At 43.0% G+C, this 10,778-nt stretch carries 10 protein-coding genes and 1 pseudogene; 8 read left to right on the top strand and 3 right to left on the bottom strand.

Translation table 11 applies throughout. The features are described from left to right. From IM515_RS11155 to IM515_RS11125, 7 genes and pseudogenes are all read left to right on the top strand, one after another. A pseudogene (locus tag IM515_RS11155) lies at nucleotides 1-221 on the top strand (hypothetical protein); the annotation flags it as partial. Nucleotides 222-279: 58 nt separating this feature from the next. Beyond that, a complete protein-coding gene (gene hpsL, locus IM515_RS11150; RefSeq protein ID WP_287628963.1) occupies nucleotides 280-2,007 on the top strand; it encodes a hormogonium polysaccharide biosynthesis protein HpsL in 1,728 nt (575 codons plus the stop codon). 395 nt (nucleotides 2,008-2,402) lie between these two features. Continuing rightward, the gene (gene hpsN, locus IM515_RS11145; protein ID WP_193960667.1) at nucleotides 2,403-3,398 is read left to right on the top strand and encodes a hormogonium polysaccharide biosynthesis glycosyltransferase HpsN; all 996 of its coding nucleotides are present in this window, start codon (nucleotides 2,403-2,405) and stop codon (nucleotides 3,396-3,398) included. Next, a complete protein-coding gene (gene hpsO, locus IM515_RS11140; RefSeq protein WP_287628962.1) occupies nucleotides 3,395-4,564 on the top strand; it encodes a hormogonium polysaccharide biosynthesis glycosyltransferase HpsO in 1,170 nt (389 codons plus the stop codon). Before hpsN ends, hpsO begins: the two co-directional genes overlap by 4 nt. 243 nt (nucleotides 4,565-4,807) lie before the next feature. Then, nucleotides 4,808-5,392, top strand: a complete 585-nt coding sequence (locus IM515_RS11135) for a sigma-70 family RNA polymerase sigma factor (RefSeq protein ID WP_002770166.1) — start codon at nucleotides 4,808-4,810, stop codon at nucleotides 5,390-5,392. Then, on the top strand, nucleotides 5,392-5,769 hold the full coding sequence (locus IM515_RS11130) for a hypothetical protein (protein ID WP_002770165.1): 378 nt from the start codon (nucleotides 5,392-5,394) through the stop codon (nucleotides 5,767-5,769). The genes IM515_RS11135 and IM515_RS11130 overlap by 1 nt, the downstream gene beginning before the upstream one ends. Nucleotides 5,770-5,789: 20 nt before the next feature. Continuing rightward, on the top strand, nucleotides 5,790-6,290 hold the full coding sequence (locus tag IM515_RS11125; protein ID WP_287628961.1) for a Spy/CpxP family protein refolding chaperone: 501 nt from the start codon (nucleotides 5,790-5,792) through the stop codon (nucleotides 6,288-6,290). Nucleotides 6,291-6,392: 102 nt separating this feature from the next. On the opposite strand, the gene IM515_RS11120 is transcribed toward IM515_RS11125, so the two are convergent. Next, nucleotides 6,393-7,544 (bottom strand): NAD-dependent epimerase/dehydratase family protein, encoded by a 1,152-nt coding sequence (locus IM515_RS11120; RefSeq protein WP_002770161.1) that lies wholly within the window; start codon nucleotides 7,542-7,544, stop codon nucleotides 6,393-6,395. Nucleotides 7,545-7,937: 393 nt separating this feature from the next. Between IM515_RS11120 and IM515_RS11115 the strand changes: the two genes are divergently transcribed. Then, the gene (locus IM515_RS11115) at nucleotides 7,938-9,788 is read left to right on the top strand and encodes a polysaccharide deacetylase family protein (RefSeq protein WP_287628960.1); all 1,851 of its coding nucleotides are present in this window, start codon (nucleotides 7,938-7,940) and stop codon (nucleotides 9,786-9,788) included. A gap of 162 nt (nucleotides 9,789-9,950) precedes the next feature. On the opposite strand, the gene IM515_RS11110 is transcribed toward IM515_RS11115, so the two are convergent. Both IM515_RS11110 and IM515_RS11105 read right to left on the bottom strand, forming a co-directional pair. Beyond that, on the bottom strand, nucleotides 9,951-10,367 hold the full coding sequence (locus IM515_RS11110; protein WP_002770156.1) for a hypothetical protein: 417 nt from the start codon (nucleotides 10,365-10,367) through the stop codon (nucleotides 9,951-9,953). Continuing rightward, on the bottom strand, nucleotides 10,364-10,762 hold the full coding sequence (locus IM515_RS11105) for a hypothetical protein (RefSeq protein WP_287628959.1): 399 nt from the start codon (nucleotides 10,760-10,762) through the stop codon (nucleotides 10,364-10,366). The genes IM515_RS11110 and IM515_RS11105 overlap by 4 nt, the downstream gene beginning before the upstream one ends. Nucleotides 10,763-10,778: the final 16 nt, after the last annotated feature.

Raw genomic sequence — 10,778 nt, 5'->3', positions numbered from 1 at the left:
TTTCCAAAGGTGGTAAACGACGTAAATATGGTGGCTCTACCACAAGACATGGGTTCCGTAAAGGAGATTTAGTTTCCTCTCCCAAAGGAATTGGTTATATTAGTGGAGATACCGAAAAAAAGCTATCTGTAAGCGATACCAATGGTCAACGATTGGGACAGATAGCTGTTAGTAAGATTCAGTTAATTCGTCGTTCTAACGGTTTAATTGTTTCTCACTAACTCATATAAAGCCGCCCTCCGCTATCGCTAAAGGGCGGGTTTCAGACCCAATTTTTCGATGACCGGACTAAGTATTGATCGCCAGAAAAAAAAGAATAAACAAGGCCAAACAAAAGCTGATAGTCCCCCGCTTAACATCAAAGAGAAACTTGCCCTCAAAAAAGAAGAAAGGCAAAGGAAACAAAAGTTAACGGGGTTGATTATTTTTGCTATTTGTGTAGCAATTTTGCTCGGATTACCCCTCAGCTTATTATTTGATGCCACGATAGGAGCTGCAGTAAGTTTAGCCTTAATTTTAGGAGTTTTCTCCTTTAGCTATCCTCGCATGGCACTTTGGGCATTTATTATCTATGTCCCCTTCACTGGCACTATTATCTATTGGTTGGGAGGTAATCCAATCCTACAAATCAGTAAAGATATCTTTTATCTACCCGCTTTAATCGCCTTAGTTTTAGAATGTCGAAAAAAGCAATTACCGATTATTGTCCCGAAACAATTAGGTACAACCCTATTATTAATCTTTGTTTTCTGTGTAGTCTGTCTATTAGCCGTCAATTTACAGAGACAATTTCTGCCTACTTGCGATTCCGTGGCTGGGATGAGTATATTTAGGGATGGTCGCTTGCGCGGGATTCCCTGTCGGGAAAGTGAGACTTTTCTGCAAGGAATATTAGGATTTAAAGTTTTGCTGGGTTATGTCCCCTTGATCTTCTGCACTTATTACTTGATCAAAGACAAACCGACCCTATTATTTTTTAGTCGTCTTTTAGTGACTTTAGCGATTATTTGTTGTGTTCTAGGGTTAATGCAATACTGGATGCTGAAAACCGGTCGTTGTGTAGGAACTAGAGGCTTTGTAGCTGGGGCACTATTCAAAGCCACCTTAGAGGCCAGGTGCTTGGTCGGCGGAGGATTAGTCTATAGTCCAGAAGTGAATATGATACGTTTACCGGGTACCTTTGTTTCCCCCTGGCACTGGGCTTGGTTTTTGGTCTCTAGTGCCGTAATTTGTTATGCCAGTGCCTTTAGTGAAATTTCCCAAAAATGGCGACTAGCAGCCCTAGTGGGTTTAACCCTAGTTTTTATTAATGCAGTGATCTCCGGGCAAAGAGTAGCTTTCTTTGCTGTACCGATGATTATTGGTCTGATGACGATTCTTACGGGACAAATCGCTAACTTAAAAAGATTTTTGCCGATCATTTTTGCCGCCGCTTTACTTCTAGCTATCGGTTTTTCTTTCCTTAACCCCGATTTTGTCCAACAACGCTACGATAGTGCCATCGGCCGTTGGCAACAAGCTCCCCCCACCGCTTTTCTTCAAGAACAGTTGGATTTTGCTATCCGTAATCAGGGCGGTATTTTAGGTCGTGGACTTGGTGTAGCCACTGCTGCTGCTAGGGTTTTCGGTGATATTTCCTTTGTGGAAACCTATCACACTAAAGTTTTATTCGAGTTGGGATACATTGGTTTTACCTTGTACATGATATTCATGACCCATCTAGTTTATCTGACATTCCGCACCTATCGTTCCCTCAAAGATCCGACTCTGCGAGGTTTTGCCGGTAGTTATTGGGTTTTGCTGCTCTTTGTTGCCTATCTTCCCTATTGGTATGCCCTCGATACGGATCCTGTGGGCGTTTATTACTGGATATTTGCGGGCGTAATTTTTAGATTACCCGCGATCGAAAAACAGGAAAAAGAAGCCAAAATTCTGGCGGGGGAAACTGAAACAAAATCCTCCAAAAAGAGCTTAAAATTTAAACGCAAGGGTATTTCTTTAGCCTGAAATATGGGTGCTGGAGATTTCAGTTATCAGTTATCAGTTATCAGTTATCAGTTATCAGATTTGAGTTTTTAAGTGTGCGGTATTAAATAAGTACCTAAACAAAATTAATTACACATCTAAGCTCTCAGCCGTCAGCCTTTTGCTGTGAGTAAACAGTGAACTGAAAACTCAAATACGATCCCTAATAGCTGTATCGGAGTCTCGGAGTCTCGGAGTCTCGGAGTCTCGGAGTCTCGGAGTCTCGGAGTCTCGGAGTCTCGGAGTCTCGACTAGGAAATTAATTTTGCACGACTACTTAGAAGTTTTCTACTGTCTTTTTACTGATTACTGTTTACTGATTACTGATTACTGATTACTGTTTACTGATTACTGTTTACTGATTACTGTTTACTGCTATGAATTTTCCCTCGATTTCTGTCATCATACCCACCTATCGACGCGAAGAGCCTCTTAAAGATACTCTCGATGACCTGCTCAAACAAGATTACCCCAATTTTGAGGTATTAGTTATCGACCAAACCGCTACCCATAGCCACGAAATACAATCCTATCTAGAAAATCTGGCTAATCAGCACAAAATTAGCTGGTATCGGCTAGATTGGGCGAGTTTACCCGGTGCCAGAAATTATGGAGTCCGTCGCGCCCAGGGCGATATCGTTCTTTTTATTGATGATGATGTGCGGCTACCGGATAATTATCTCAAAGCACATAGTGAGAATTTTGTCAAGAACCCTGAGATAGGTGTAGTGGCTGGTCGGGTATTTGATCGCATGAAATTGGGTGACTCCCAAAAAATGGTGACAGATACCGGCAAACCCTACGAAATCGACTTTTTACCCCCCCAAGCGATGGATCCGGGCATTGCTTGGTATTACATCGATCTTGTCCACACCACTAAACCCCAGCAGGTAATCTCGGCCCGGGGCTGTAATATGTCTTTCCGGAAGGATATATTTACGAAATACGGCATTTGGTTCGATGAACGCTTTCGTGGCAGTGCCGTGCGCGAGGAATCGGATTTTTGCTTAAGGTTACGCCAGACTCCCTATCATGTCTGGTATGATCCCACCGCTTATCTGGTTCATTTAGGCGAAGAAACCGGCGGCTGTCATGATATTAGCACTCGTTCTCTGAGTTATCAGACGACTTTTTATCATAATCACTTTCTGATGGCCTTGAAAAATCTCACTCCCGCTCAACAATTGCGACTCTATGCTAAATTATTTGATTGTCACGTTCTTGGCAATCCTCCCTGTAATAAAGGTGGTTCCCCGATTAAAATCCTTTCTAGGGGAATTTTTTATAGTTTGGGTCTTCTGGATGCTCTGAAAACTCAAGTTAAGTCCCTCTGGAATGATGGCCAAATTTATACAAAACTAGATAATCTATGAGAATTTTAGTCGCTAGTCATACCTATGTCGTTGATCTCAACTGTGAGAAACTGCGCTCTCTGACAAGATTAAATCCCGATATTGAAGTTACTATTGTTGTTCCCCAACGTTGGCAACCGGGAGGAGTCCAAAATAAAATCATTGAAAGTCAACCGAAAATAGCTGATAATTTCCGAGTCATTCCTATCTCTAATTTTAGCCAAAATAACCAAGCTTTATTAACTTTTGGCACTGATATAATTTCTTTATTGCAAAAATTTAGACCCGATGTTATTCAAGTGGAACAGGGTTCTAAATCTCTCGCTTATGCCCAATTTATCACTCTGAATCGTCTCTTAAATCTCCGGGCTAAAAATGTATTTTTTACTTGGTGGAATCTTCCCTATACTCCTAAATTTCCCATCTCTTGGTTAGAAGCTTATAACCTGAAAAATACCAATGGTTTAATCGCTGGTAATCAGGACGGGGTAGATGTTTTAAAAGAACGGGGTTACAGGGGTAAATACACCGTTTTACCACAATTAGGAGTGGATGAAGTTCTTTTTTCCCCCAGCAAGCAACCCGATTTAGCTCGATCTTTAGGCATTGAATCCGATGAATTCGTGATTGGTTTTATCGGTCGTTTTGTGGAAGAGAAAGGTATTCTAACGCTGATTAAAGCTGCAGCTAAATTAACAGGTAAGTGGAAATTATTACTGTTAGGTCGGGGAATACTGAAAGATAAAATAGTCAGCGAAGCTACAGCCGCAGAAATAAGCGATCGCTTGATGATAGTGGAAAGTGTTCCCCACGATCAAGTAGTTAATTATATTAACCTGATGAACACTTTAGTTTTGCCTTCAGAAATCACCTATCAGGTCAAAACTTTAACGGCCGTCGGTTGGAAAGAACAATTCGGTCATGTTTTAATTGAAGCCATGGCCTGTCAGATTCCTGTTATTGGTTCTGATTCAGGAGAAATTCCCTTTGTTATTGCTGATACGGGTTTAATTTTTCCCGAAAAAGATGGGGAGGCACTGGCTAAATCTATACAAACTCTCTTAGATAATCCCAGCTTCGCTCTTGAATTAGGCCAGAGGGGTTATCAGAGAGTAATGACCAATTATACTAATAAAGCCCTCGCTCAAAAACAATTGGATTTCTATCAACAATTACTCCCTCGGTGATGGAAGTGGGGTGTGGGGTTGTGGGGTGTGGGGTCTGGGGAGATGGGGAAGTGGGGTGACCACTTCGTGCGCGTTGCGGGGGGAAGTGGGGAAGTGGGGTGATGGGGAGAAAAAAGCTGATAACTTACAACTGATAACTGATCACTGAATCACTGATAACTGATCACTGATAACTGATCACTGGTTATGAACCATTCTTGACACCCCCTAGTCTAAAGGGACAAGTAGCTAGGGGTGAGGGGAATGATCGAGGTGATAACCGAGAAGCAAACGAGTGTGAGCGATCGAGAGTTAATTTTAAAATGTCAAAGGGGTGATCGGGGTGCTTTTCGTCACCTTTACCGTCTCTATCAACCAAAAATCCGCTCTACTCTCTATCAACTCTGTGGACAGGAATTCCTAGAGGATTTTGTCCAAGAGGTATTTTTAAGAGTGTGGCACGGGTTGCCGAAATTGCGTTCACCTGAATACTTTTCCACTTGGGTTTATCGGATCACTTGCAATGTGGCGATCGATGGTCGGCGACAATTAGCCAAAAGACAAATGAGGATGGCCAAAAGCACTGATCAGGAAAACTCCCTTGATAGCGAATCCCGTCCCCAAGATAGTCCCGATTTGATGCAACTGCATTATGAGGAAGTGGTCCGACAAGGGTTAGAAATTCTCAGTTTAGAACATCGCGCTGTCCTTGTCCTTCACGATCTAGAGGACTTACCCCAAAAGGAAATCGCCGAAATCTTAGAAATTCCCCTCGGTACGGTGAAATCACGTCTTCATTATGCGCGTAAAACCATGGGTCAATTTTTGCAAAAACAAGGAGTTATCTAATGTCCCCAGAAGATGACAAAGTGGTTAATTTTCTGCGTCGCTATCGTCCATCGCTGCCACCTCAACCGATGATAGATGAAGAAAAACAGTTAATGCAAATGATTAGGGAAGAAAAGCCAGTAAATTTCCCAAAATTGCCGCCTTTATTGGGGTGGATAACTGGTATTACTGCCTTATCTGTGCTGATTTTTGCTTCCTATCGTTGGTCTCATCCTCATCCACAACTGGGACAAATTTCTGACGAGCAGTTAGAAGCTTTTTTAGTGGAGAGTTGGAACCATAGCATCGCTCCACCGATTGCTGCTTCTAGCGTTTATAGTTCGCCTTGGATGAGCTTAAACGAGCCTCAACTCACCTATTCTACCTATAATCCTTAATTTCTTTGTCGAGGTCAATTATGTCCCTTTCTACTGTCTCGATTCTCGGCACGACCATGGCTTTAACTCTAGCGGCTAACCTAGTCCCCACTGCCACTGTGCTATCCTATCCCCAAGATGGTCTATTTATTGCTCAAACTAGCTCTCCCCAGCGTCCTGAAAATCGTCCCCGTCGGGTGGATAATTCTAGAGAAAGACTAATCGAACAATTGAACCTTACGGATGAGCAAAAGTCGAAAGTTGCCGCTATTCGTCAGAAATATCAGGAAAAAACCCAAGAATTGCGAGAAACCCTCAGAAGCAACGAACAAGAATTAAATAGTTTATTATCGAATAATGCTTCCGATCGAGATATCCGTTCTAAACATCAGCAAGTCTCTCGGAATCGCCAAGAAATGAGTAACCTGCAATTTGAAAGTTTTTTGGAAATTCGTCAAGTCTTAACTCCCGCTCAAAGAACGGAATTTTCCCAGTTAATGCAGGAACGTCGCGCTAATTCCCGCAACCGCGGACGACAATAATTCTCATCGGTGCGGATTAAGATCGAGTTTGATGGCGATACATTAGAAAAAAGGAAAGGATGGGCAAGTAACCCATCCTCAACTTATCATTTACTAATAAATTTATCGTTTCCAAGTGACTTTTGGTAGGATATGATTCATATCTACCCGGTTTTTATACTTGGTGGCGAAGTTTAGGAGGGAATCGAGGAGAGAATCGGAGAGATAGTGAGGTTGTAGGCCTAGATCGAGTAATTTCGTGTTTTTAGCGTTAAAATAATGTTCCTCTAACTCGATGCGCGGGTTGTCAAGATTGTTAATCTCCACATTTAACCCTAATGCGGAACCAGCTTTTTTCACCATCAGTGCCAAGTCACCGACGCTAAACAGTTCGGTAAATTGGTTAAAAACGCGAAATTCCCCCGATTGAGCAGGATTAGCGATCGCTAATTCCAAACAACGCACGGTATCGCGGATATCTAAAAATCCTCGCGTTTGACCACCTTTACCGTACACTGTCAGGGGATGACCGATCGCCGCTTGAATACAAAAACGGTTTAAAGCAGTGCCAAAAACCCCATCGTAATCGAGACGGTTAATTAACATCTCATCCATTCCCGTCTCTTCGGTGAGGACTCCATAAACCACCCCTTGATTGAGATCTGTAGCTTTTAAACCCCACATCCGACAGGCAAAATGGATATTATGGCTATCGTGGACTTTGCTGAGATGGTACATACTACCGGGCTGTTTGGGATAGGGTAAAGTATCCTTACGACCGTTATGTTCGATCGTGATGTAGCCTTCTTCAATATCTATATTCGGTGTGCCATACTCACCCATGGTTCCCAGTTTTACTAGGTGCGCTTCGGGAAATTCCTCTTTCATCGCGTAGAGGATGTTTAAATTGCCAACCACGTTGTTAACTTGGGTTAAAACTGCGTGTTCGCGATCGATCATGGAGAAGGGTGCAGATCTCTGTTCTCCAAAGTGAACAATCGCATCCGGTTGAAACTGTCGCAGGGATTGAATCAGAAAGTCGTAGTCATTAATATCCCCGACAAAAAGATCGATCGATTTTCCTGTTAGATCTTGCCAGCGTTGAATCCGATGAGATATGGGTGCGATCGGTGTTAAGGTATCGCAGCCTAATTGTAAGTCCCAATAGCGACGAACTAAACTATCAAGTATGCCTACTTCGTAACCTCTATTTGATAGATGGAGTGCCGTTGCCCAACCACAATAGCCGTCTCCGCCAATAACCAAAACTCTCATACAATATCTGTAAAGTTTATACACTCGTCCTTGGTAACTCTAGCAGTTTTGTGTCACGCTTTACCAGTTTAATCCCCCTGAACATAGCGGGGTGTGGGGTGATGGGGAAATGGGGTGATGGGGAAATGGGGTGATGGGGAAATGGGGTGATGGGGTGATGGGGTGTGGGGTGTGGGGAGAATAAATAAAGGTAGTCTATTGACAACTGCTCACTGATTACCACTGTCCACTGAAAACTCAAATCTGATAACTGATAACTGATAACTGATAACTGATGAGGGTGTTCTAGAAAACTTGACAAGGGAACGGATTGTAGGGAAACTCAGCTTGTTAGTCAAGGTACTAGAGCAAATCTCAATTTCTTTTTTACTTTTTACTTTATTACTTGATCTTATGCGTTGGCAAGCTCGGCAAAAATCTTCGTTTCCTTTGCTTCCCCTATACGGATTTTTGGCATTTATTGTCACTTGTCTGATTATTTGGGCAATTTCTCTCTATCCTCGTTCTAATGCTCTGGTGGGGGGTGATTCTCTCCCCGCACCTTTTAGGGAGTTTCAACCGGAATGCGCGGATTATGTCCTAGAAAATAGTTCTTTTAAGGATATATCGACAATTTTTGATTGTAAAACCTATAAAAACCTCTCCGATCGAGTGATTATTCCCCTATCTCTCCAAAAAAACGATATTAGTCTCGATAATTGGCCAAATAACTCGGCAACAGCGATCGAATTAGCACCCTGGCCAGAAATTCATCCCCGCGCTCAAGGGACAAAAGTGCCGATTTTAATGTATCACGACATTTTACCAAAAAAAGAGGTATTTTTTGACGTTACTCCCGCCGAATTAGAGGCACATTTTCAATTTTTGCAGGAAATCGGGGCAACTCCTATCAGTATCGATTGGTTAATTTCCCATCTGCGGACAGGTATCCCCCTTCCCGCTAAACCGGTTTTATTGACTTTTGATGATGGTTATGGGGGACATTACCAGTATGTCTATCCTTTATTGAGAAAATATAACTATCCTGCTGTTTTCTCGATTTATATCAATAAAATGGCTCAAAAAACTGGTAGAACCAGTGTCACTTGGCAACAACTCCAGGAAATGGCCGCCGATCCTCTAGTACAGATTGTCTCCCATAGTGTTAGTCATCCCCGGGATTTAAGATTATTGTCCGATGCAGATTTGGAGCAAGAAGTCAAGCAATCGAAACAAATCTTAGAAAAAGAATTGGGCATTCCGATTAATTATTTCACCTATCCGGAAGGGAAGGCGGACGATCGAGTGAAGGAATTCGTCAAAAAAGCGGGTTATCGGGCGGCTTTATCGATGAATGACCTCGATGAGCATTTTGCGGGACAATCCCCCGATTTACTCACGATTGGACGCTTTGGGCAATCACGCACGCGAGAAGTTGTACCGCAAGCTTGGGGGGGTGATCCCTTACCCCGTAGGGATGGCGGTTTTAACTTTGCCACCACCATCCAAAAACGGGAAGTGGAATTTCCAACCAATACACTTGTATTGATTAGTGGCGGGATTCCCAAAACCATCCACGCTGATAGTCGTTATCAAGTGGAGGAAATTATCGCCAGTACAGAAGCGATCGCAGCCGTGGACGGCGGTTTTTTCTCTCTCAAGGAATTGGACTCAAATCAGATGATCGGGCCGGTTTTAAGCCAAAATGGCGGCTTTATCCCGGGATATGAGGGAGAAATCGGCAAGTTAGAGGGTCGTCCTTTAGTAATCATTACCGATCAATGGGTGCGTTATCTTCCCTTTGATCCGGCCCGTCATAATACCCTAGAAGGAATCGCAGCGGAGGCTGGAGATGATCTCAAGGTTACGGATGCTTTTGTCGCGGCCGCTTGGTTAGTCAAAGATGGACAACCACAACCGCGGGAATCCTTTGGTACACTTTACGGTTTTGATGCCCTGCGTCACCGGGCTTTTTGGGGGATTAATCAGGCAGGACAGCCAGTTATCGGGGTTTCCAGAGAGCCGATCGATTCGATGGCTTTGGGAGAATTATTAGTACAGGCAGGTTTTCGGGACGCAGTGATGTTAGACTCGGGAGCAAGCACCTCCCTCGCTTATCAAGGTCAATCGCAAGTGCATTATACTCCCCGTCCCGTTCCCCACGTTGTCGCTTTATTTCCCCCCACAGAAACCTATATTGTTCCCATTAATCATGTGGGGATTCCCTGCGTAATTTTCGCCGATTCCTGTCCTGCGGGGAGTTAGGTTAGCACTGAGCTAAGACGCATTTTAACCGCCTATCCTTAGATTAGCTGAATCTCCCCCACCCCCCCCTTGCCCCCCCGACGTCGGGGCGGCAAGGGTAGGGGGTTGAATATACGGGAAAATCAAGGAAAATAAATCATGCACTTTTTCTGTCAAAATTTGTCAGGAGGAAAAAACAACTTTTCTTTTAGAAAGAGTGGATTGTCCAAAAACTTGCTCTTGCCAAATATTAACATCCTTCGACCTGATAGTTTCCAACGCCTCTTTAATCAAATTGACAGTGAAATCGGTAGTTACTAGCACTATTGTTAAAACCATAACCCCCAGTTCGTTTATAGGACATCTTTGCGAAAAAAGCTTATACTTACCAAAGATAGATTCAATGACATCGGAAGTTCCCAGAAATATCTCACCTTCTGGGATAGTAGAAGTTTGTTCTAACAAATAACGCTGTATTTTCTGGTAAATAGGGATAAGACTTTCGGGAAGGGAAGACTGGGGAAAAAGCTTATCCCATTGAGATAAAGATGTTTGAGTTAACCCCTCATGTTTGATTTGAGCTTCAAGACTTCGGGTCATAGCCAAGATGGTAGCCCAGACAGGGAGAGAATCTTGATTGATAGTCTAGGAGCCAGTCCAAAGACCCTATCTAAGTTAAAATAACGAGATTTTGTCCGTTGACAAGGCGGCATTAAAAACAATAATTCGGTTTGTTGTATCTCTTGACGACACTGATGACATTTTTTGACAAATGACTGATATTGTTCATCTTTTTCCAGTTCTGACTTTAAAATCAATGCCATCTGATGAGTTACCTCATAAGTGTGAGCAACTTCTGGATTTTTCTCCTGATATAATTGGATTCCTCTGTATAAATCCCTGCCGTGGTCGGACAGTATTTGTCGAGGAGTTCCCATCTTATTTGTTACTTGTTCTAACAGTGCCGCTATCAATTCTCCCTTTGTTGATGTCATAATCTCTAGTTATAGT

It is taken from the genome of Microcystis sp. M44BS1 (genome assembly GCF_020244875.1).
In the GTDB taxonomy this organism is placed as follows: domain Bacteria; phylum Cyanobacteriota; class Cyanobacteriia; order Cyanobacteriales; family Microcystaceae; genus Microcystis; species Microcystis panniformis.
The sequence above is the reverse complement of the archived record's forward strand: the minus strand, read 5'-3'. Positions and strand labels throughout refer to the sequence as shown.